Below are 20,941 nucleotides of genomic sequence, written 5' to 3'. Positions count from 1 at the left end.
AACGCTGGCATCCGTCGGAGGGAGAGCTATGGGATTCATGATTGGGGTGTTGGTCTTCGTCTTTATCTGTACCGTCGTGCACCTGATGTACAGGCCTGAGCGGACCGAAGTCGTGCCTGGTCCGGACTTGGAGAGTGCCGATGGATTTGTTGCCACCCAGCAGGTCGATGGGAGTGACGGTGTGACCGGTATCGCCATCGATGAGGCGCACAAAAAACTGCGGCTGATCAGCTACCACCGCGCTGGAGCTGCCGGTATTGACCAAGGCGGGGCTTTTGGTGCCGAAGAGGGACACGGCTTTGGCCCGGACCAGGATTGGGTCCATAGCGTCGATGTCGGTTATGGCGACATCCTGTCGGTAGAGGTGCTCGACGACTTTGCCCTTGCAGGGGATCGCATCGCCCTTGCCATCATGCGCGTGCAATTGCGCATCAGCTTGAAGAACACGTCCATTCCAACCCATAGCCTTGTTTTCCTGGAGTCCACCTTCCATGCGAACAGGGCTTTGTACGAGGCAGCCTTGCACAAGGCACGCCACTGGCTTGGTGTTCTGGAGGCTGCGGCCCACGAGGGCGGGCGGCCTGACGCGCCAAGCCCGGCGGATGGGGCATCCGCGCCTTCGTCGGTGCCTTCCGTCGCTGATGAACTCCGAAAGCTCGCCCAGTTGCGCAACGAGGGCGTGCTGACCGAACAGGAATTCCAGCAGCAAAAAGCCAGGCTGCTGGCCTAGGGGCTCAGCTCGCCCGCTGACCACAGCACCGGAAACAGCGGGTGTTCCATGGCCGCTCCCGCCGGCAACGCATCCACCAGCCCCGGAAAATCCGGCGATGTCTTCCAGCGCCGTGGCGCATGCGTGATGTCGTCGCCGATCATGCGCACCGAGAACACGCGGCGCCGGCGCCCGGGTTCCAGGCCGGCGGAGGCGTGCAGGGTCAGCATGTTGAAGGCAATCGCGTCGCCGGGCTCCACGGCCCAGCCGCGGATGTCGTAGGCCGCGCGGTCGGCCTCGATGTCGGGCAGGTCGGCCAGGGCGCCCTCGGGGAACCATTTGGCCTCGTTGCTCATGAAGGTGCGCGGCATGAGCCAGGGGCCGCGGTGCGAGCCGGCCACCAGCTCCAGCGTGGAGGCGCGTGAGACAGGGTCGACGGGGATCCAGAAGCTCACGTTCTGGCTGCCCTCGATGTTGTAGTAGGGCTGGTCCTGGTGCCAGGGCGTGCGCTGGCGCGTGCCCGACTCCTTGGTGAGCATGTGGTCGTGGTACAGCCGAATCTGTGAGCTGCCCGTGAGCTTGGCCGCGATTTCCGCCAGTGCGGATTGCGAGATCACATCCCAGTAGGCAGGTATCTCCTGCCAGTTGCAGAAGTCCTCGATGAAGAAGCCCGGGTCGTCGGCGCGGCTGGCCACCTTGGCGCGCGGGCTGGGTGCGGCCAGGTTGGTGTCGATGCCCTCGCGCAGCCGCTCGACCTCGGCAGGGCGCAGCACGCCGCGCAGGCAGACCACTCCGTCGCGGGCGAACGTCTCGGCCATGGCGCTGGCGGGGGACTGGGCGTCGAATTCGGTGGGGTGGTTGGTCAGCATGGTGTTCGTCTCCTTGGGCTGGTGCGGGCAGGCAGAATCAGTCTAAATTGGCCCGATTCCATCAAATACGCCTGTTCGGACAAGCGATCAGTGAAGCCAGACAAGATGAACCTCCCCAAGGCCGCTCGCAAGACCGCCGCGCAGGCGATAGCCATGCCGCCCATGCTGTTCAAGGTGGTGCACCTGCAGCCCGGTGGTGCCGACCCGGCGGACAGCCATGCCGCGGGCCAGTTCGTACACGCCCTGTCGGGCGTGATCGAGGTGGGCATGGGTGGGCAGGTGTTCCTCGCACCACCGCAGTACGGCGTGTGGATACCGCCGCACCTGGAGCATGTGTCGAGCAACCGCCATGAGGCGAGCTATGCCACGGTCTACGTGGCCGAAGCGCTGTGCGCCACACTGCCGCGCCAGCCCTGCACCATGGTCATCAGCCCGCTGATCCACGCCCTGCTGGACACCCTGCACAGCCGCGGCATCGATGTGCCGCGCAGCGCGCCCGATCAACGCCTGTTCGAGGTGTTGCTGGACGAGCTGCGCGTGGCGCCCGGCCACGACAGCTACCTGCCCACGTCGCAGGACCCTCTGCTCGCCCGGGTGCTCGGCGCGCTGCAGGCCAGCCCCTGGGACGGCCGCTCGCTCGCCGACTGGGCGGCTTTGGTGCACACCACCGAGCGCACCCTGGCCCGGCGCTGCGAGCGCGACCTGCACATGCCGTTTGGCGAATGGCGCCAGCGCCTGAAGGTGGTGCGCGGCATCGCGCTGCTGGAGGCCGGCCGTGCGGTCAAGGACGTGGCGCTGGAGCTGGGCTACAGCGCGCCCTCGGCCTTCATCGCCATGTTCCACAAGCAGCTGGGCATGACGCCACAGGCCTACCTTCGGCAGAAGAAGGCAGGCTGATGGAACGCGCTCAGCTCTTCGCGGTGCCGTCGCTGGCGGCGCGCTTTGACTTCGGCGCGATGAAGCCGGTGGACAGCCCCACGCCGCAGACGATGACGGCCGCGCAGACCAGCATCCACTGCGTGATGCTTTCATCGAGAAAGACCACGCCGTAGAAGGTGGCGAACACCGGCAGCAAAAAGGTGACGGTGAGCGCGCGCGCCGGGCCCGCGCGCTCGATCAGCCTAAAGAACAGGAAGTACGCCACACCCGTGCACAGCACGCCCAGCGCCGCGATGGCCAGCCAGGCGCGCAGCGAGGGCATGTGCTGGGGCCAGTACACGATGGCCGGCACGGCGAGCAGCAGGGCGGCGCCGATCTGGCTGCCGGTGGCGGTGGCCAGGGGCGGCACCCCGGTGAGGTAGCGGCGCGTGGCGCTGGCGGCAATGCCATAGCACAGGCAGGCCAGCAGGCACGCGCCGATGGCCCACAGGGCCGCGTTGTGGTTGCCCGCGCCATCGCCATCGCGCAGCCCGGCACTGCCGCTGGCGAGCATGACCACGCCGATGAAGCCGATGGCCAGGCCCACCAGGCGCCAGCCGCTGGGCCGTTCGCGGAACCAGACCCACGCCACCAGGGCACCGAACATCGGCGCCGTGGCGTTGAGCACCGCCGCCAGGCTGCTGTTGATGGTGAGCAGCGCAAAGCTGAACAGCGCGAACGGCAGGCCCGAGTTGAAGACACCCAGGGCCATGCTGGCCTTCCAGTGCTGTACCAGCGCCGCCCCTTGGCCGCGCAGCATCATCAGGGGGAACAGAAAGACCGCGCCGATGCTGACCCGCGCCGCCGCAGTGGGCAGGGCCCCGAACTCGGCGGCACCCATGCGCATGAACAGAAACGATGCGCCCCACAGTGCCGCCAGCAGCACGAGGTCGATCACCCAGGCCTTGGTGTTGTTGCTGTTGTTGTTTGTCTGTTGCGGGGCCGGGGGCGTTGTTGTGGTCATGGGGGTCGCTCGTTGCGCAGGCTTTGTCTGGAGGGCCTGCATGCGATTGGGCGCCAGATCGGCGGTGCCATTGATGCTGTTTATTCACCAATGGCGGATGGTTTGTTCATCAATCAACAAAGGCGTGAAGTGTGAAATACCTCACACGCATTTTTTGGGGGCGGGGCTATGATTTTTCTGTCGACCCACCCGTAGTCGATGCCTCCCTTGTGCAAGCAAGTTGCCCGCCTTCGTGCGGGCTTTTTTTTGTTCCTTTGCTGTGGGGTGGGTGTTTTTACGGCTTTTTGGTTGTGGTTGCTGTGTGCATTTGTTGGGGGCGGGGGCCGGGATGTGCGCCCGGCGGCGCAGTAACTTTCTCTTGGGCCGCCAAGAGAAAGTCACCAAAGAGAAGGCGGCCCCCAGTCTGCGTCCCCCGTTCGCCCTGTCGGGCGAACGGGGGCAACCTGCGATGCTCGGACCTGGGGTGGGCGTCGCTGAACTCGCGCCGTTCCCCCTGCGGGTGAACTCTGCTCAAACAGCAGCGACGAGCCAGACGACGAAGTGCGTGTGTCCTTCGGCACACGCACCCACCCCAGGCCCTGCGCTTCTCGGCGCAGCCAGCAGGGGTGGGGAGCGGGGTCAGGGACGGCTGCTGCTTTCGCAGCTGCGCCTTGGGTCGGGGACGCGCGCGATGCGCGCTGCCGACGCAGCTGGCGCGGTCGCCCTGGCGAGCCGAGCGCAGCGAAGGACCACAGGCCGAGCGAAGCAATGGCCCGAGTGGAGCCCGCTCCCACCCCCTTCTGACCGTGCCGAGAAGCGCAGGGCCTGGGGTGAGCGCGTGCCGAAGGACACGCGCATCGTTGTCTGGCTTGCCGCAGCTGTTTGAGCGGAGTTCGAAGAACGCAGCGAGTTCTGCGGCGCACCCCAGGACCGAGCATCGCAGGCTGCCCCCTCGCCCCCGGCGAGGGGGACACGGGCAGCGGGGTCGCCTTTCTTTTGGGTACTTTTCTTTGGCGAAGCAAAGAACAAGTATCTCGGCCGCCGGGCCGAGACCCGGCTCCCGCCCTCAGCCAAAGCAAGCAGCACCCATCACCACCACAGTGTCACAACGTCACGCAAGCGAGGTGAAGAAGCGGGCGCGGGCGGTACAGATCGATGGACGGACCGATGCACCGCTGCACCTCACTCCGGCGTCTTGAACGACTCCCAGTACTCCATGATCTTGAGCACTCTGCGCAACTGAGCCGTCGGCATGGTCTGCGTACCCCAGGTGGCATGCCGCCCCGCAGTCTCGCCCATGATCCAGAACTGCCGCACAGCCAGGAAGGCGGCAATCGCATCGAAGTCCGCCTGCGCCAGCGCTCGCACGCTGCGGTAGCCCGCCAGGTAGTGGCGCCAGCGCGTGAGCCCGGCCTCGTCGAGCACACCGTCCACCTTGCGGGGCAGGTTGTTCCACAAATAAACACACAGCTCATAGGCCAGCAGCCCAGGGCCGGTGTCGTCGAAGTCGAAGAACGAGGCCACGCGCGTGCCATCCGGCCCGTCGGTCATGAAGTTGTTGGCCCCGTGGCAATCGCCATGGCAGGCCACGCGGGTGAGCGTGGGCAGCAGGGCGGTGATGCGCGCGTCCAGGCGCCCGGCCAGCGCCGTGTAGCTGGCGCGCAGGCCATCGTCCATCGCGGGTGCCGCACACAGTTGCTGCAGCGGCGCGCGCAGCAGGTCGGGCAGATCGAGCTGGTACAGGCTGGGTGGGCCCGCGTAGCCCTGCGCCAATTCATGCAGCAATGCCAGGCCCCGGCCCGTGGCCTCGGTGTCCGGCACCGACTCGCCCGGCCATTCGCCCGGGAGGTGCTCGAACAGCACCAGCGGGCGCGGCCCCTCGGGCAGCGGCAAGTCGATGCTGGCCGCACCATCGCGCGCGGCCAGCGGGGCCGCCACGGGGGCGCCTGCGGCCTTCAGGTGCCACAGCAGCGCCGTCTCGTAGGCGGTATTGGGCGCGCCGCGCGGGCGGTCGGCGCACAGCCGCGCCACGGCCTGCCGGCCATCGGCAAAGCGCAGCGCGTACACCTGGTTGAAGCCGCGCCGCATCAGCACGCAGTGGGCCACGTCGCCCAGCGCGTAGTGCTCCATCACCTTGCGGGCGATGGCGCCGCCGGTGGGGGTGGACTGGGCGATGTCGGTGGAAAGAAAGGCGGTCATGGGGCAGAGCCTGGGGCGTGGAGGGCCGGGGATTCTGCCTGAAGCCGGGGCGCCGCCATGTGGCGCGCTCAGAACACACTCCCCGCCACGGTGAAGTCCGCCTCGCGCACCGCCATCTCCCGCAGCGCCCCTACCAGCGGCCGCAGGTCATCGCGCCGGTGGTGCAGCGCGTAGCCCAGCAGCCCCAGCGGTACGGGGCTGGGCAGTTCCTGCAGCACGCCGCGCCCGCACAGCGCCTGCGCCCAGCCCTGCGGCAACAGGCCGATGCCGCCGCGGTGCGCCAGCAGGCCGGCGATGGCGCCCCAGTGGTTGCAGAACAGGCGGCGTGCGGGCGGGGCGCCGGCCTGGCGCAGCCAGTCGTCGATGAGCTGGGTGACGCCCGAGCCCTGGGGCAGGCTGACCAGGGGGTGGGCCTGCAGGGCATTGGCATCCATGGCTGCCAGCCCCGCAGCCACCGCAGGGCTGGCGCACCAGGTGAATGCAGCCTGGGCAATGGGCACCGAGGTCAGGGCGCTGCGGCTTGCGGGCCCGGCGATCACGGCCACGTCGAGCTCGCCCTTGTCCAGCCGCTCGGCCAGGGCGGCGCCCACGTCCACGTGTACGCTGACCTCCAGGTCGGGGTGGGCACGGGCGATGGCCGCCACCAGGCGCGGCAGCCAGGTCAGCGCGGTGAGCTCGCCCACACCCAGGCGGCAGGGGCCGCGCAGGCCGGCGGTGGCGCCCATGGCCTGGTGCACCAGGTCGGCCTGCTGCACCAGGGCGCCGGCCAGGGGCACCAGGCGCGTGCCGGCCTCGGTCAGCGCGGCGCGGTGGCCGGCGCGGTCGAACAGCGATTGCCCCAGCGATGCCTCCAGCTCGGCGATGCGCTTGGACAGGGACGATACCGACAGGTGCACGCGCTCGGCCGCCAGGGCAAAGCTGCTGCAGGTGGCGGCCCAGTAGAAGGCTTCGAGTTGCTTGAGCGTCATGGATCTACTTTTTTCTATTTGGCGAACAAAGCGATATTAATAAATTCGCTTTTTGGATGGATGCGAATCCCGGACACTGTCTTCGGTCTGCATCTCCATGGAACTCCCGCGATGTCCTCTTCCTCCGCCGCTCCAGCCATCAACCCCTGGCAAGCCTTCGACGGCACGCGCCGCAGCGGGCGCACGCGCGACCTGCTTTCGCTCGGCGACTTCGAGGCCGCCGCGCGCCGCGTGCTGCCGCGCCCGATTTTTGGCTACATCGCCGGCGCGACCGAGGACAACCGCGCCCTGGCCGACAACCGACAGGCCTTTGACGAACTGGCGCTGGTGCCGCGCGTGCTGTGCAACGTGGCGCAGCGCGATCAGGGCGTCACGCTGTTCGGCACGCGCTACGCCAGCCCCTTCGGCATTGCGCCCATGGGCATCGCGGCGCTGTCGGCCTACCGCGGCGATGTGGTGCTGGTGCGGGCCGCCGCCGCAGCGGGCATTCCCGCCGTGCAAAGCGGCAGCTCGCTGATCCGGCTGGAAGAGGTGATGGCGGCGGCCCCCGGCACCTGGTTCCAGGCCTACCTGCCGGGCACGCCCGAGCGCATCGACGGGCTGCTGCAGCGCGTGGCCGCAGCCGGCGTGCAGACCCTGGTGGTGACGGTCGACATCCCCGTGGCCGGCAACCGCGAGAACAACCTGCGCGCGGGCTTTTCCACCCCGCTGCGCCCCAGCCTGCGCCTGGCGTGGGATGGGCTGGTGCGTCCGCGCTGGCTGGCGGGCACCCTGTTGCGCACGCTGGTGCGCCATGGCATGCCGCATTTCGAGAACTCTTTTGCCGAGCGCGGTGCGCCCATCCTGTCCTCGCGCGTGCAGCGCGATTTTTCGGGGCGCGACCATTTCGACTGGAGCCATATCGCCCGCATCCGCAGCCAGTGGCGCGGCGCCCTGGTGGTCAAGGGCATCCTCAGCCCGCACGATGCGGCCCTTGCGCGCCAGCACGGGGTGGACGGCATCATCGTCAGCAACCACGGCGGGCGCCAACTCGATGGCGCCGTGGCCCCGCTGCGCGTGCTGCCCGCCATTGCCGAGCAGGCCGGCAGTGCCATGGTGGTGATGCTAGACGGCGGCATCCGCCGCGGCACCGACGTGGCCAAGGCCCTGGCACTGGGCGCGCAGGCCGTGTTCGTGGGCCGCCCGTTCAACTACGCCGCCGCCGTGGATGGCGAGACAGGCGTGGCCGCCGCCATCGGCCTGCTGCGCGCCGAGCTGGACCGCAACCTGGCGATGCTGGGCGTGTGCTCCTGCGCCGAGCTGGGGCCGCAGCACCTGATGGACCGGCGCGCGCCCTGGCCGCTGGCCCACACCACCTCGGCCCCGATCTGACACACCTGCTGCCCGCGCAGTGAAATGCAAGTCGCCGCGCTGCACAGGGCATTGCGTTGGCCGACTGCGCTTACGACTGCGCTCACGACTGCGCTCACGACTGCGCTCACGACTGCGCTTAAGACTGCGCTTAAGACTGCGCTTACTATGGGGCCCTCTCCACATGGCAAAGGATGTCGCTCGTGCACCGATTCAGTTTCAAGGCCATTCTTGCCGGCGTCGTGTTGATGCTGGTGCTGTTGCCTGCCATTGCCTACGGCCTGTGGTACCTCGCTTCGTGGTGGTTCCAGTCGCAAGGGGATGGCGATGCGCAGATGGCGCAGGCGGTGACCGAGTTCCTGGACGGCAACCTGGGCACGCTGGCGCTGCTCCTGGCGGGTGGGGCCATGTGCATACCGGGCGGCTACGTCACCGCGCGGCTGGCGCCGGCGCACCCCTATGCCAACAACCTGGTGGTGGCGGCCCTGCTCACCGCCATCTCCATCGGGCTGGCCATCGGCACGGGCTCGGGCTGGGACTGGTGGTTCGACCTGGCCAATGCGTTCTTCACCGTGGCGGGCTGCTGGTTCGGGGGCTGGCTGGTGGCGCGGCGCGGCCGGTGAGTGCATGCCGCAGCGCGAGCGCCTGGAGATCAACCCCGCCGATGGCTCGCTGGCGCTGCAGCCCTCGGGGCGGGCGGTAGCCAAGGGCCTGCGCCGTGGGGATGTGCAGGCCCTGCTTGCCGAGTTCTTCGGCGGCTCGCACGAGCATGGCAACGGCTATGCCTGGCTGTCGTTCCACGGCTTCGATCTGGGCGGCAAGCCGTGCTGGCTGTCGCTGGGCTTTCATGATGGGCTGCTGAACATGGTGCTCATCGGCGTGGGCCTGCCCGGCGCCGAGGAAGAGGACGGCTGGCCGACCCAGAAGGCCATCGACAACGAGATCGCCTTCGTGCGCCAGGCCTTGGGCAAGCAGCTGGGGCGCCACTTCGGCAACGGCGACGTGACCTTCCCCTGGGGCACGGCCTGGAGCCGGTTCGATCCCAAGGGGTTTGCCGCCAGCGCGGGCCTACGCTACCGCTGAACACCGGTTCTTACTTGCCCAGCAACTGCTGCTGTGCTGCCTTGCCTTTGCCGCCCAGCTTCATCGCTGCCAGCGCGGCCCGGGTGCCTGCGGGCAGTGGCAACTGGTGCCCCAGCTGCAGCTCCAGCAGCAGTTCGAGCAGGGGCGCCTGGTCCTTGCGCCAGGTGGTCATGGGCTCTTGCAGCATGGCGCACAGCAGCGCAAACACCGCTGCCGGCATGGCTGCATGCGCCTGGGCTGCGGCCGCCAGGCTCTTGGCATAGCGCGGGCCCTTGACCAGGGGCGTGGCCCACAGGCGGGCCAGTGTGTCGCCCAGGGCGGTGGTGTCCAGCCGGCCGTCCTGCACGCCCAGCACCAGCGCGTCCACCGCCAGCGCCGTCTGCCCGGGTTCCTTGCCCGCCAGAGCCACGGCCAGCAGCAGCCGGGCCATGGGGGTGAAGGGCGTGGTGGGCTCCAGCAGCAGGTCGAGGTAGGCGCGGTTTTGCCACTGGGCCTCCCACCAGTCCACGTTGTTGGCCATGGTGCTTGCCGCCTCGGCAAACAGGGGCTCCAGGCCCGAGGGCAGCAGGCTGGCGGCAAAGCGGATCGGGGCCGCCTCGTATGCCTTGCTCCAGCGCATGTCCGGCAGGTGCTTGGCGCACAGGGCCAAGGCGGTGTGGTGCGGCCGTCCATGTGCCTGCGGCTGCAGCGCAGGCTCGTGCGTGATGTACAGGTGGTGGAAGGTGTAGCCGCCTTCGCTGGCCTGGCTGACCACGTACCAGTCGCAGCGCGCATGCAGCGGGCCGCCGGGGCCCAGGTCACCGTAGGCGGCCAGCGTGGGGGCGTCGTCCGCATGCGGGGAGCGGATGCGCGCCGCGGCCAGGAAGAGGGGGCGTGCCGCTGCATCCTGGGGTACCTCGACACCGCCATCGCCCAGTGCGTAGCGCAGGGCCTGCACCAGCGGGCCCGGGTCCTTGATGCCCTGTGCCTCGGCCAGCGCGGTGTGGGCCGCATCCGTGTCCATCTGCGCGGGCACCAGCCGCATCAGCGCCAGCACCTGTTCGGGCATGGGGGCTTGCACCCCGGCATGCTGGTGCGCCTGGATGCGCGCCAGCAGTTCGCGCGGGTCGATGAAGCCGCCCCGGTGCGTGGGCGTGGACAGGGGCGTGAGGCCTTTGCCTGCGAGCGCCTGGGCGATGAGGCCCTGCACGCGCGGGCCGATGAAGTGCTGCGCGCGGGCGGGTGCATTGCCGGGCACCAGCATCACGTCCTCGGCCGTGCCCTCGCCATCCACCGCAGCGGCCATCACGCGGGCCAGCGCGAAGGGCAGGGGCTGGCTGGGCCACTCCAGCTTGCGGGCGCGCTTTTGCAGTGCGAGAAAGGCGGCTCTGTCCGCGGCCGCGATGGGCGCCAGCCGCACCAGCGCGCCGGCCACACGCTCCCACTCGTCCACGTCGGCCGGGTTCTCCAGCGCATAGGCCATGCGCTCGACCACATCGGGGAGGTGGTCGAGCGAGGGCAGGGCGCGGCCTGCGTCCAGCGGCGATGTCGGGCGCGGCGGCGCTGCCGGCTCGGCGACGACGGGGGGCGCAGCTGCTGCAACTGCTTCGGCCTCACCCACCAGCGCGGCCAGCGCCGGCCGGTTCACGGCCGTGACCAGGGGCAGGTAGCCGCGTGCCAGCGCTCGGCCTGCGTCGTCCAGTCCCCATTTCGCAAGGAAGGCGATGGTCTTCTTGTGCACATCGGCAGCGGTGTGGCCCAGGGCCTGCACCGCAATGCCGCTGGCATGGTGGGCCAGGGCCGCATCGTTCTTCGCCACCTGGCCCAGCAGTTCCAGCGCTGCGAGCACCTGGCCCTTGGCGGTGGCCGACACCAGCGGGGTGGCGGCCTCGCACACGGCCAGCGCATCGACGCGCCCCGCCTGGTACAGCGCGGCCACGGCCTGCAGCGCCATGCCCGCCGTGGGCGCAATGCGGCTGTGGCACAGGGCCAGGTAGCGCTCGGCCTCGTGCGCCATCTCGTCCACCGTGGGCGCGAGTTGTTCGTGGAAGCGCGAGAACCAGCCCGACTTGAACTGCGGCCAGTCGCAGGCCAGCGCGCCCAGGGTCTTGTCGAGCAACTGTGCGCGGGAGTACACGCCGCGCTCGCACAGGGTCAGGAAGGCGTGGCTCCAGTACAGCTCGGGGTCGTGGCAGTATTTTTCGCGCGCGGCGAAGCTGCCGTCGGAGCTGCCTTCGCGCTCGAACAGTTTCAGCAGATGCGGCGCTATGCCCGGGTCCGCATCCACATGCTTGAGCACCAGGTTCGACTCGCCGCGCAGGTCACCGAAGAACAGGGCGTCGATGTACTCCTCGGTCTCGGGGCGCTCCACCAGGCCGGCGACGATGGCGCGGTGGATGTTGCGCGCGTAGGACCAGTCGTATTCGCCGCGCAGCTGCGTGGCGATGGGCACGGCGGATGGCGCAGGCGCATAGCGGGCCCGGTAGGCCGCGATGTCCTGGATGCCGATGTGCTGCCAGTAGTCGCAGGCCGGCTGCTCGTCGGCGCACAGGAAGCGCGCCAGCTCGGTCGCGCGAAACAGCCGGTTGGCGCGCTCCTTGTCCGTGCGCCCGTCCACGCTGAGGGGGCTGTCGGGGCTGGCGCGCAGCAGTTGCCAGCGGCGCGAGATCAGGCGCTCGACGGCGCGGCGCATCGCCTTGCGTTCGGCCTCGTCGGCGGCATCGATGCAGTCCATCACGGCGCCGAGATCGCCCGCGAGGATGTGCTGTTCGAGTGCGCTGTCGCCGGTGGCGTTGTCTTCGTCGTTGTCGTGCATGGGGCCGGATACGGTTCAGTGTGAAGGGCTTGCTGCCTGCGCAGCAAAGGCGGCCAGCACATGCTTGCACGGCCCGCGCTCGCCCTGGTGTTTGGCAAACCAGGGGCAGGTGCAGCGCACCAGCCCGTCCACCTCGCGCACGCGGTAGCTGACGTCGGCGCTGTGCACCTCGGCATCGAGCGGGGTGGTGGACAGGAGGCGCACGGCGCCAGCCTGCAGCACGGCGCGGGCATCGGCCAGGCGCGGGTTCAGGTCGTCGAGCTGGGCCAGGTCCAGCGGCAGCACGCGGTGAAAGTGGGCGCCGTGCACGAGGTCATAGCCCACCAGGCCCGAGGCGCCCAGGAGCTGCAGCGCGCGGTCCACGTCGGCCACCGGCCACTGCAGATCCGCCGCCAGCGCATCGCTGCGCAGCGTGTCCTGCCAGTGCAGCCGGGCGCGCACGGCGCTGGCGGGGCGGCCTTCATCGGCCAGCACCAGCGACTGCAGGGCCTGGCCCTCGCCCGAGAAGCCGCGCCACACCTCGGCGCTGAGCACCAGGGTCAGGCGCATGGTGCCGAAATCCAGGCACCAGCCGCTGGCCTGCTGCTGTGCGTCGGCAAACAGCGTGAGCGTGCGCGCCTTGGGCAGCAGGGTCTCGAGCACGCGCAGCCGGCTGCTGTCGGTAAAGCGCACGCCGCTGCCATCGTTCTGTGCCGTGGTGCGCAGGCCCTGCGGGCCGGCCACCACCCACAGCGGGGTCTTGCTGGTCGATGCCCGAGGCAGGCCGCGCACGAAGCGCAGCGCGGGGATGGCATCGACCTCGAAGACCTTGCGCATGGCCGCCTGGTAGCTCTGCACGGCCACCATGCTGCGCAGCCAGCGCAGGGGCAGCTCCACCTTTTTCTCCACCACCTGCGTGCCGGCAGTGTGCAGCGTGAAGGCCGCGCTCCCTACCGACAGGGCCAGGCCATCGGCATCGCGCACCTGGGCCAGCGCAGCGCGCATGGGCGCGTTGAAGTCGATGTTGGTCGTGCCCTTGCCGACGATGTCGCCCGCGTAGGCGCCGGGCTCCATGTCCACCCGGATGTAGGTGCTGCAGCAGGCCGAAAAGCCCTCCAGCCGCAGTATGCCGCTGCCGGCCGTGACCACGGGGTCGGCCAGCGCCACTGCCTTGGCCACGCTGTTGGCCGGTGTGAAGAAGCGCGAGCCCACCAGCAGGTGCACGGCGCTCAGCAACTGCGCAGCCAGCTGCGGCTGGTGCAGCCGGCCCTCGAAGAAATGCGGGTGGGGCACTTCGGCGGGCGACGAGGTGGCCAGGCGCAGGTGCGGTGCGGCGCCGGCCCGGTCCACGGACGAGGGCTCGGCATAGCGGTAGGTGTGGGCGAACTGGAGCATGGGTTGGCAGCGGTGGCGGAGCGATTCTGGCAGAGCCCGCGGTCAGGGTTTTGGCGCCAGCCGGGCGTCGAGGATCATCTTCAGAAGCCGCCCGAACTGTTCATCGTTCACCTGGTTCAGGATGTTGTAGGTGTCCACGCGGTGCACCACCACCAGGTCGTACGCCGGTACCACGACCACCAGGTGCACGCCAACGCCCTGCGCCGAAAAGCTGCCCGCGGGCATGCGGACGGACGGCAGGTGGCGCCCGTCCACCTCCACCCACCACATGTAGCCATAGCCCCCGTCCACTCCTCTATCGGAGTAGGACTGCAGGCTTTGCTGGATCCATTGGGCCGGGATCAGCTGCTTGCCGCCCCATTGCCCACCGCGCAGGTACAGGAGCCCGAAGCGCGCCAGATCGCGGGCCGACATGTGCATGGGGTAGGCGGCGTGAATCGAATCCTCGCCCCTGAAATACCCACCGTCTTGCGCGCGCCAGTCCTGCATCTGCAGAGGTTTGGCGAGGCGCTCTGCGAAGGCGGTGTAGAAGCCCGTTTTGGCCTGCGCTTCATAGATGGTGTTGAGCGCATTGAAGTCCCAGTTGTTGTAATACCAGAAGCTGCCCGGCGCATGGCTGCCACGCGCCGGCCGGGCGGCCGCCATGGCGGGGCTCTCGTACAGGGCGGGGTGGTAGACACCGGATCGGGCCTTGAGCAGGTCGCCCACGGTGGCGCGCTTTTCGGCATCGGTGAGCGCGGGCGCGTTGTCGTCGATGCCCAGCTCGCCCAGGGTGGCGTCGATCCGCATCTTGCCCTCGCCCACCGCGATGCCGATCAGCCCGCTAAGGATGCTCTTGCGAATCGAGTGGATGTTGTAGCGGTCCTGTGTGCGGCCCCATTCGTCGAGCACCTTGCCATTGACCACCAGCATGACCGCCGCCGTGTCGAGGCCCTTCGAGTGCTCGCGCGCCAGCGCCAGCTTCGGGGTGGACCAGCCCACCGCCTCGGGCGAGGCGATGCGCTCCCACTCGGCGCCGGGCACCGGGGCCGCGTCCGCGGCGGCGAGTGCCTGCCCTGCCAGCAGCAGGGCGATGCCCGCAACCCACCGCCACGGTGCACTGATTCTTGCCATCGTTTGCATCGGATGCCTTCCTCCAAGGGAACAGGGGGGCCGCATCGGATCCCCGGTGCTGCCGATACTATCCATTTCCAAGCCTTTTCCGGGCACGTTGCGTGCTTGCCAGCCTGCGGCGTCTGCGCGAAGTACCCTGCGGCGCTTGTGCGCAGTACATTACGCGGGCCCACAACCCTGAAAGCGTCTACGGTGAACCGAATCAACCCCAAGGCCCTCATCGTGGGCACCGCGCTCCTGCTGGCACTGTCCATCCTGGCCGGCGTGGTGCTGGTATCCCTGCAAGGCCTGCTGATGGCCATGGAGGGGCAGAGCGAAGAGCAGATCATCCAGGCCCTGGCCGACCTGGCAGAGGACGACGCCTACCTGGTCTGGAGCATGGTGCTCGGCGCCTTCGTGAGCGTGCTGGGCGGCTACGTGGCGGCCCGCATCGCGCTCGCCTACCCCTACTTCAACGGCCTGGCCGTGGGCGTGCTGGGCACGCTGGTGGGCTTTGCCTTCTGGAGCGAGCTGCCGCTGTGGTTCAACCTCGCGGGCATCGTCGTCACGCCGGCCTGCTGCGTGCTGGGGGCGCACCTGGCGGTGCTGCGCGCTGGCGCATCCCCGGGGCGCATGGGCTGAGCCCCCCATAATCCGTGCCAGAGGCCGTCCGCATCGGCCCGCAACCATCTTGGAGGAAGTGCACATGAAGGGCAACGTCGCTGCCATCGTTCTGGTCGTGCTGGGGGTGTTCTTTCTGCTCACCAACCTGGGGCTCATCAGCATCAGCCTCAAGGAACTGCTGGTGACCTGGTGGCCGCTGGCGCTGATCGCCATCGGCGTGGCGCTGTTCTTCACGCCCCGGGAAAAGTAGGCCACGCCCGCCGCAGGCGCTTGCGTCCGCTACGATCGCCGCTCCAACAAGGGAGGGGTCATGGGTAAGAACGTGGTGGCGCTGGCGATGGCGTGGGCGCTGGCTGGCGCCGGCAGCGGGGCGCTGGCGTCCGGGAAGCCGGTCGAAGCGCTCAGTGCGCTGGTGCAGGGCGCCAGCAGCCGTGCCGGTGCCGGGGCCGAGCTGCTGGCTGACTTTCAGGGGGCGACCGAGCCGGGGCTGTTCATCCAGGCGGACGATGCCGCGCGGGCCCTGGATGGCGCCATCGCGGCCGTTCAGCGCATCGACACCTCGGCCAGGCCCCAGGTGGGGGTTGCGTCGCTGGCGTACCTGAGGGCGGCGCAGAACCTGGTGCAAAGCCTGCTCGACGCCCGCCGCAAGGCGCTGCACGCGCAGGCGCTGGACCGCGAAGGCGCCCAGGCCGTGACCGACCTGAAGGCCGCCAAAGACAATGACAGGCCGGCGCTGCTGGCGCGCATGGAGTCGGTGTTCGGCCAGAGCGACGATGCCGAGGCCGCCATGAAGGTGGCGGTGGTCCGCGCGATCTCGGCCCTGGCCGAGCTGGAGCTGCGCAGGCAGTTGCTGGCCGCCCAGCTGGGTTCATCGGATGCGCTGGTGCCGGAGAAGACGCTGGCCGCAGTCAAGCGTGGCTTGCAGACGGTGCAGCCCCAAGAAGAATAGGCCACCGCCACAGCCGTTACGGGTGTGGCGCCCCATCCCTGTCGCGCGCGTCCACAAAAGCCGGCTCCGCGCCAAAATACCCGCGAAACAGGTTGCGCGCAATGCCATGCGCCGCCACCTGCAGCTCCTGCGCGAAGGCGGGCGCGAACAGCCGGCTGGTGTGCTGCTGCCACAGCGCCACCCAGGCCGCGAAATGCGCGGGCGTGATGCCGGTCAGCGCCATGTGCTTGCCGAACACATCGCCCTTGAAGCTGCGCGCGCCCAATACCACCGTGCACCAGAAGTCCACCAGCCGCGCCAGGTGCGCGTCCCAACGGCCCTGCAGCGCGGACTCGAACACAGGGCCCAGCAGCGGGTGGGCGCGCACGTCGGCATAGAAGCTGTGCACCAGCACGGTCATGCTCTCGGTGCTGGGCTCCAGAAATTCCGTCTCGGTCATCTGCGGCCCCTGCTCAGTGGCAACCGCATTGCGTGCTGGCGCAGCCTGCCGCGCCCGCCTGCGCTTCGAAGGGCGGAAACAGCACATTGTTCTCCAGGTGGATATGGCTGATCAGGTCGTCGGCCAGTTGTGCAATGCCTGCGTAGAGCGCTTTCCAGGTGGTGCATGCGTCCGCAGGCGGGGTGGTGTCGTGGGTCAGCGCGTTCAGGCGCTCCAGCGCCGCGCCATGGTCCGTGTGCTCGGCGCGCATCACGCCGATGGGCGTGCCCACGAAGGGGTTGCCGCCCGCACGCAGCAGCGGAAAGATCACGGATTCCTCCTTGCCCATGTGCTCCAGCAGTTCCGCATGCATCGCTTCCAGCGCATCGGCCAGGCCCGTGGGCACGGCCGGGTGGCTGCGGTGCACGGCCTCCACCCGCCGCGCCATGCGCACCAGCTCGGGCAGCTGCCCGCGGTGCACTTCGTGGTAGCGGGTCACGATCAGGTCAATGAGCGCGCTGGCACCCGCACCCGCCTGGGGCAGGGCCGCACCGCGCTGCAGCTGCGCCAGCTCGGCGACCACGGCCCCGGCATCCAGTCCCTTGTCGGCCGCAGCCTGCGCCAAGCTCACCTGGCCGCCGCAGCAGAAGTCGAGCTTCAGGCGCCGGAACACCGCCGTGGCGCCGGGCAACTGCACCGCGATCTGCCCGATCGGCTGTTGTGCATGCAGGTCAAAGGGCGCTCCCACAGGGGCGTGGGCAAAGGCGGCAGGGTCACGGGCGTTCATGGCGGTCCTTTAAAGATGTATTTTGTATGGTTATTTTAAGATGTATTTGAAATAAATGTTTTATTTGGCCGTAGCAGCTTTGGTTTTGTTGACCTGGGGCAAGCGCACACCGGGTCTGCAGGCCCGGTGTGCGCTTGCCCAGCCCGTGGGCCTCAGCCGGCGGGGTCTACCCGCCGCAGGGCGCGGGCGGCCAGGCCCGCCATGAACAGGCCCCAGGCCAGGCATGCCGCCAAGGGCAGCACGGGCCATTGCGCCGCAGCCCTGTGCGCTGCAAAGCGGGGCCTTTTTGCAAAGTCTTCAGGCCCGAAGGGGCGCTCGTTGAAGACATACGGGTAGTAGAACCCGCGCACCTCCCGGTGGAAGGCCTCGATGTTCTCCTGGTAGCGCAACTGGGCCGGCAGGTCGGTCTGGGCCAGCCCATGCAGGGCGGTCTGCACGGCCACGCCCGGCAGCAGCCAGCCCAGGCGTGCGGTCCAGTCCTGGCGGCGGGCCAGGCCAGCGCGGTAGGCACTGACGGCCGGGGCCACGCTCTCGTCGCCCAGTTGCTGGAAGGCGTAGTACCACTTCCAGTGGAACTGCACGGGCAGGGGGGCCGTGTCCTTCCACTCGGGGTGGGTCTCGAAGAAGCGCTGCATGGTGGCATCGCGCGGCTGGTCCCAGGCGCCGTGCACGTTCTGGCGCTGTGCCAGCATGAGGTCCACGCCCTGGTCCACGGGGATGCCGCGCGCAATCGCCATCTGGGCCAGGGTGGGCAGTACCAGGGTGAGCACGGCCCAGCATCCCATCAGCGCCGTGGCGTGGGCGGTGGAGCCCCAGGGCCGGGTGGCCACCAGCGCGCACACCGCGCACCAGAAGGCGGCGTAGGCCACCACCACGGTCAACGCCGCGGCCAGCACCGGCATGCCGATGGGCAGCAAGGCTGCGGCCAGCAGCAGCGGCAGGGCCATGCTGGCGATGGCCAGCGCCGTGCGCAGGCCGGCCCGGCGCAGCCACAGTCGCGAGCCCGCGTTCGGCATGGCCAGCAGCATGCGCAGCCGGCCCGCCTGGCGCTCGCCCGACACCAGGTCGTGCAGCAGGGCGATGATGAACAGCGGTGCCATGTAGACCAGCACGAAGGCGAAGTCGAAGCGCCCGGCCAGGGCCAGTTCGGGGTTGAAGGTCTCGCCCTCGTAGAGCTGGGCCTGCAGCCCCAGGGCACGCACGCGCAGCACATAGGGTGCCACGTCGCGCAGGCCCAGGGCCAGGAAGGCGGCGCCCGACGGCGGGTCCTGCGTGTCGTAGAAGGTGTAGTAGGCGGCGTAGCCGGCGTCGCCACCGTTGGCGAAGCGCTTGGCAACGGCCTGCACGTCGTGCTCGTGCACGGGGGCCAGGCGCGCGATGTGGGCCTGCTGGCGGGCCACTTCGCGTGCCCCCGACCACAGGGACACGGCGGACAACAGGCACAGCAGGGCGAGGGCCGACAGGCACAGGCGCGAGCGGCCCACCAGCCGCCATTCATGGGCGATCCAGCACATCATCGCGTGCTCCTCCCGAGGTGCTGCGCACCCCATGCCAGCAGCGCCGACAGCGCCGCCACCCAGGCCAGCAGCACGGCGGCGGCCGGCAGCGCGGAGCGCAGTACCGCCGGTGGTGTGGCCGGCACATACCGGAAGTGCGCCACACCGTGCCAGTGCGCGCGGTCCACGCGGTTCTGCCGGGTGGGGTTGCGGTCGTCGGCGTAGCGGATCTTCTCGGCCTGCAGGCGGTTGAGCGACTGGATCAGCGTGTAGCGGTAGTGCTCCCCCTGCTCCAGAAAGCGGCGGTAGCTCGCCAGGTCGGTGCCGGCCAGGGCCATCGACAGGCGCCGCAGGGCCAGCAGCGGGCTGACCAGGCCGAAGCGGTCCATGAAGCCGCTTTGCCGGCCCTGCTGGTCGAACGAATCGGCAGCATAGCGGTTGAACAGCTCGCTGGTCATGCGTTCGCCCTCGATGCCGAGCAGGCCCTTGTAGTTGACGGGCAGGTCCTCCACGCGGGAGACGCCGTACTGGGCCAGCACCTGCTTGCGAAAGTCCGCAAAGTACGGGTCGTCCGGGTTGTGGCTGTCGCCCAGCGCGGCCAGGTCGCGGGCCACGGCGATGTCGCTCTCGATGCGGGTGGGCAGCACATGGGCCGCGGCGGCGCCATCGGCCGCCAGGCGTGGCACCAGGATGATGGCCACCGTCCACACGGCCAGCAGGCACAGCAGCGCATCGCGCCGGCGCCTGAACAGCGCGGACAGCCCGACCACCAGCACCGCCCAGAGCAGCAGCCACAGCGCATAGCCCCCCAGCAGCGCGGCCGCCAGCAGGGGTTGCGCGCCAGCGCCCATGGCGGCCAGGGCCAGCGCTGCGGGCAGCAGCACCAGCAGGGCAGCGCCGGCCAGTGCCAGCAGCTTGCCGCGCACGATCTGGCCCGGCCGCACCCCTTGCGCCAGCAGCACGCGCAAGGTGCCCGATTCGCGCTCGCGCGCCAGCGATGCGTGGCCCAGGAACACCAGCAGCAGCGGTGCCAGCACCTGCAGCACAAAGGCCGGCGTGAGCTGCCCAAAGCGCAGCAGCAGCGACGATTGCCGCACGTCCCCGAAATTGGCGCTGTTCTGGCGGTGCCCTTCCAGGAACAGGGTGTGGCCGGTATAGGCGTCGATCCCGGCGTCGAACGCCGCCAGCGGGTTCAGCGGCCGGAACACGAAGTGCCCGTAGTGCACCATGCGGTGCGGGTGGCGGTCGGGCTGGGCCTCGAACTCCTGGTTGGCCTGGGCCTGGTAGCGTGTGCGCTGCGCATCGGCTGCGCGCCGCGACTCCCATGCGGTGGCCGCGGCCACCAGGGTCAGCAGCATGAGCAACAGCAGGCCCAGCAGGGCCGTGCGGTCGCGCAGCAGCAGGCGCCACTCTTCGCGTGCGATGCGGTAGGTGGGGTGGCTCATGCCGCGGCCCCCTGTGCGGCGTAGCGCCGGTGCAGTGCGCGCACGTCGAAGCGATCACCTGCGCGGCCATCGTCGTTGCTGCCGCCGATGCTGCCGGCGGCCACTTCCTCGACCAGCCGCCCGGCGTCGATGAAGCCGATGCGGTCCGCCACGTCCGCCGCACCCAGCAGGTCGTGCGTCACCATCAGGATCGCCACGCCCTGCGCGCGCAGCAACGCCAGCAGCCGGTTGAACTCGGCCGTGGCCTGGGGGTCCAGGCCCGAGGTGGGTTCGTCCAGAAGCAGGGCCGGTACCTTGCGTGCCAGGGCCAGGGCAATGGCCACCTTCTGCCGCATGCCCTTGGAGAAGCCGCCCACGCGCCGGCCGTGGGCCTCGGCGGCCAGGCCGGCGGCCAGCAGTGCCTGGTCGATGGCCTGCGCGTCCTCGGGCTGGCCCGCCAGATCGAGCAGGTAGGACAGGTTCTCGCGTGCGCTCAGGTGCTCGTACAGTGCCACGTTCTCGGGGATGTAGGCCAGTTGCCGGCGCGCGCCGTCCGGGTCGGCCACGGGGTCGATGCCCTGCACGCGCACGCTGCCGGCGCTGGGGGCCAGAAAGCCCAGGAACAGGCTCAGCGTGCTCGTCTTGCCGGCGCCGTTGGAGCCGAGCAGCGCGTAGATTTCGGCGCGCTGCACCTGCAGGTCCAGGTGCTGCAGCACGGTGCGGCCGCCATAGCCGGCCGTGACGCCGCTGGCCTGCAGCACGGGCGCGGGCGCTGCGGCGCCCTGCAGCGCGGGCGCGGGCGCTGCGGCGCCCTGCAGCACGGACGTGGGCGCTGTGGCGCCCTGCAGCACGGACGTGGGCGCTGTGGCGCCCTGCAGCACGGACGTGGGCGCTGTGGCGCCCTGTGGGGTGAAGGAGTCGGGGTGGGGGGGCATGGCTGCCAT

The 20,941-nt window shown here is 69.5% G+C and carries 20 protein-coding genes; 8 read left to right on the top strand and 12 right to left on the bottom strand.

Annotated elements, in window-relative coordinates:
• Nucleotides 1-28: 28 nt before the first annotated feature.
• Complete coding sequence (locus tag U5N23_RS21175; protein WP_322594716.1) at nucleotides 29-730, top strand: SHOCT domain-containing protein; 702 nt, start codon at nucleotides 29-31, stop codon at nucleotides 728-730.
• Here U5N23_RS21175 and U5N23_RS21170 read toward each other — a convergent pair.
• Nucleotides 727-1,578 (bottom strand): phytanoyl-CoA dioxygenase family protein, encoded by an 852-nt coding sequence (locus U5N23_RS21170; protein ID WP_416208645.1) that lies wholly within the window; start codon nucleotides 1,576-1,578, stop codon nucleotides 727-729. The genes U5N23_RS21175 and U5N23_RS21170 overlap by 4 nt on opposite strands.
• A 105-nt stretch (nucleotides 1,579-1,683) precedes the next feature.
• Here U5N23_RS21170 and U5N23_RS21165 point away from each other — a divergent pair, with 105 nt between their 5' ends.
• A complete protein-coding gene (locus tag U5N23_RS21165) occupies nucleotides 1,684-2,475 on the top strand; it encodes a helix-turn-helix transcriptional regulator (RefSeq protein ID WP_322594715.1) in 792 nt (263 codons plus the stop codon).
• 10 nt (nucleotides 2,476-2,485) lie between these two features.
• Here the strand turns inward: U5N23_RS21165 and U5N23_RS21160 are convergent, their stop codons facing one another.
• From U5N23_RS21160 to U5N23_RS21150, 3 genes are all read right to left on the bottom strand, one after another.
• Nucleotides 2,486-3,460: a DMT family transporter gene (locus U5N23_RS21160; protein WP_322594714.1), complete on the bottom strand. Its 975-nt coding sequence runs from the start codon at nucleotides 3,458-3,460 to the stop codon at nucleotides 2,486-2,488.
• Nucleotides 3,461-4,621: 1,161 nt separating this feature from the next.
• Nucleotides 4,622-5,638 carry a phosphotransferase enzyme family protein gene (locus U5N23_RS21155; RefSeq protein WP_322594713.1) on the bottom strand — a complete coding sequence of 339 codons (1,017 nt, stop codon included), beginning with the start codon at nucleotides 5,636-5,638 and terminating at the stop codon, nucleotides 4,622-4,624.
• A gap of 68 nt (nucleotides 5,639-5,706) precedes the next feature.
• Nucleotides 5,707-6,606 carry a LysR family transcriptional regulator gene (locus U5N23_RS21150; protein ID WP_322594712.1) on the bottom strand — a complete coding sequence of 300 codons (900 nt, stop codon included), beginning with the start codon at nucleotides 6,604-6,606 and terminating at the stop codon, nucleotides 5,707-5,709.
• A 60-nt stretch (nucleotides 6,607-6,666) separates the two neighbouring features.
• On the opposite strand from U5N23_RS21150, the gene U5N23_RS21145 reads away from it, so the two are divergent.
• The 3 genes from U5N23_RS21145 to U5N23_RS21135 all read left to right on the top strand — a co-directional run bounded on the left by U5N23_RS21145 (nucleotide 6,667) and on the right by U5N23_RS21135 (nucleotide 9,039).
• Nucleotides 6,667-7,977 carry an alpha-hydroxy acid oxidase gene (locus U5N23_RS21145; protein ID WP_416208644.1) on the top strand — a complete coding sequence of 437 codons (1,311 nt, stop codon included), beginning with the start codon at nucleotides 6,667-6,669 and terminating at the stop codon, nucleotides 7,975-7,977.
• Nucleotides 7,978-8,159: 182 nt separating this feature from the next.
• Nucleotides 8,160-8,579, top strand: a complete 420-nt coding sequence (locus U5N23_RS21140; RefSeq protein ID WP_322594710.1) for a hypothetical protein — start codon at nucleotides 8,160-8,162, stop codon at nucleotides 8,577-8,579.
• 4 nt (nucleotides 8,580-8,583) lie between these two features.
• Complete coding sequence (locus U5N23_RS21135; RefSeq protein WP_322594709.1) at nucleotides 8,584-9,039, top strand: hypothetical protein; 456 nt, start codon at nucleotides 8,584-8,586, stop codon at nucleotides 9,037-9,039.
• A gap of 10 nt (nucleotides 9,040-9,049) precedes the next feature.
• Here the strand turns inward: U5N23_RS21135 and U5N23_RS21130 are convergent, their stop codons facing one another.
• From U5N23_RS21130 to U5N23_RS21120, 3 genes are read right to left on the bottom strand one after another with little or no spacing between them, the layout of a single operon-like run.
• Nucleotides 9,050-11,833 carry a DUF6493 family protein gene (locus tag U5N23_RS21130; RefSeq protein WP_322594708.1) on the bottom strand — a complete coding sequence of 928 codons (2,784 nt, stop codon included), beginning with the start codon at nucleotides 11,831-11,833 and terminating at the stop codon, nucleotides 9,050-9,052.
• Nucleotides 11,834-11,848: 15 nt separating this feature from the next.
• On the bottom strand, nucleotides 11,849-13,207 hold the full coding sequence (locus U5N23_RS21125) for an SWIM zinc finger family protein (protein WP_322594707.1): 1,359 nt from the start codon (nucleotides 13,205-13,207) through the stop codon (nucleotides 11,849-11,851).
• 42 nt (nucleotides 13,208-13,249) lie between these two features.
• The gene (locus tag U5N23_RS21120) at nucleotides 13,250-14,329 is read right to left on the bottom strand and encodes a serine hydrolase (RefSeq protein WP_322594706.1); all 1,080 of its coding nucleotides are present in this window, start codon (nucleotides 14,327-14,329) and stop codon (nucleotides 13,250-13,252) included.
• 183 nt (nucleotides 14,330-14,512) lie between these two features.
• On the opposite strand from U5N23_RS21120, the gene U5N23_RS21115 reads away from it, so the two are divergent.
• From U5N23_RS21115 to U5N23_RS21105, 3 genes are all read left to right on the top strand, one after another.
• On the top strand, nucleotides 14,513-14,941 hold the full coding sequence (locus tag U5N23_RS21115; protein WP_322594705.1) for a hypothetical protein: 429 nt from the start codon (nucleotides 14,513-14,515) through the stop codon (nucleotides 14,939-14,941).
• A gap of 64 nt (nucleotides 14,942-15,005) precedes the next feature.
• Nucleotides 15,006-15,173: a LiaI-LiaF-like domain-containing protein gene (locus tag U5N23_RS21110; protein ID WP_164470688.1), complete on the top strand. Its 168-nt coding sequence runs from the start codon at nucleotides 15,006-15,008 to the stop codon at nucleotides 15,171-15,173.
• A 60-nt stretch (nucleotides 15,174-15,233) separates the two neighbouring features.
• Complete coding sequence (locus tag U5N23_RS21105; protein WP_322594704.1) at nucleotides 15,234-15,872, top strand: hypothetical protein; 639 nt, start codon at nucleotides 15,234-15,236, stop codon at nucleotides 15,870-15,872.
• A 16-nt stretch (nucleotides 15,873-15,888) separates the two neighbouring features.
• On the opposite strand, the gene U5N23_RS21100 is transcribed toward U5N23_RS21105, so the two are convergent.
• The 5 genes from U5N23_RS21100 to U5N23_RS21080 form a co-directional block, all read right to left on the bottom strand.
• Nucleotides 15,889-16,311, bottom strand: coding sequence for a group III truncated hemoglobin (locus U5N23_RS21100; RefSeq protein WP_322594703.1), 423 nt, complete (start codon nucleotides 16,309-16,311; stop codon nucleotides 15,889-15,891).
• A 13-nt stretch (nucleotides 16,312-16,324) separates the two neighbouring features.
• Nucleotides 16,325-17,077, bottom strand: coding sequence for an iron-sulfur cluster repair protein YtfE (ytfE, locus tag U5N23_RS21095; RefSeq protein ID WP_322594702.1), 753 nt, complete (start codon nucleotides 17,075-17,077; stop codon nucleotides 16,325-16,327).
• A 152-nt stretch (nucleotides 17,078-17,229) separates the two neighbouring features.
• Nucleotides 17,230-18,594: a DUF3526 domain-containing protein gene (locus tag U5N23_RS21090; protein WP_322594701.1), complete on the bottom strand. Its 1,365-nt coding sequence runs from the start codon at nucleotides 18,592-18,594 to the stop codon at nucleotides 17,230-17,232.
• A complete protein-coding gene (locus U5N23_RS21085) occupies nucleotides 18,591-20,018 on the bottom strand; it encodes an ABC transporter permease (protein WP_322594700.1) in 1,428 nt (475 codons plus the stop codon). Before U5N23_RS21085 ends, U5N23_RS21090 begins: the two co-directional genes overlap by 4 nt.
• Nucleotides 20,015-20,941 (bottom strand): ATP-binding cassette domain-containing protein, encoded by a 927-nt coding sequence (locus tag U5N23_RS21080; protein WP_322594699.1) that lies wholly within the window; start codon nucleotides 20,939-20,941, stop codon nucleotides 20,015-20,017. Before U5N23_RS21080 ends, U5N23_RS21085 begins: the two co-directional genes overlap by 4 nt.

Source organism: Acidovorax sp., from assembly GCF_034519795.1.
GTDB lineage: Bacteria > Pseudomonadota > Gammaproteobacteria > Burkholderiales > Burkholderiaceae_C > Acidovorax.
The sequence above is the reverse complement of the archived record's forward strand: the minus strand, read 5'-3'. Positions and strand labels throughout refer to the sequence as shown.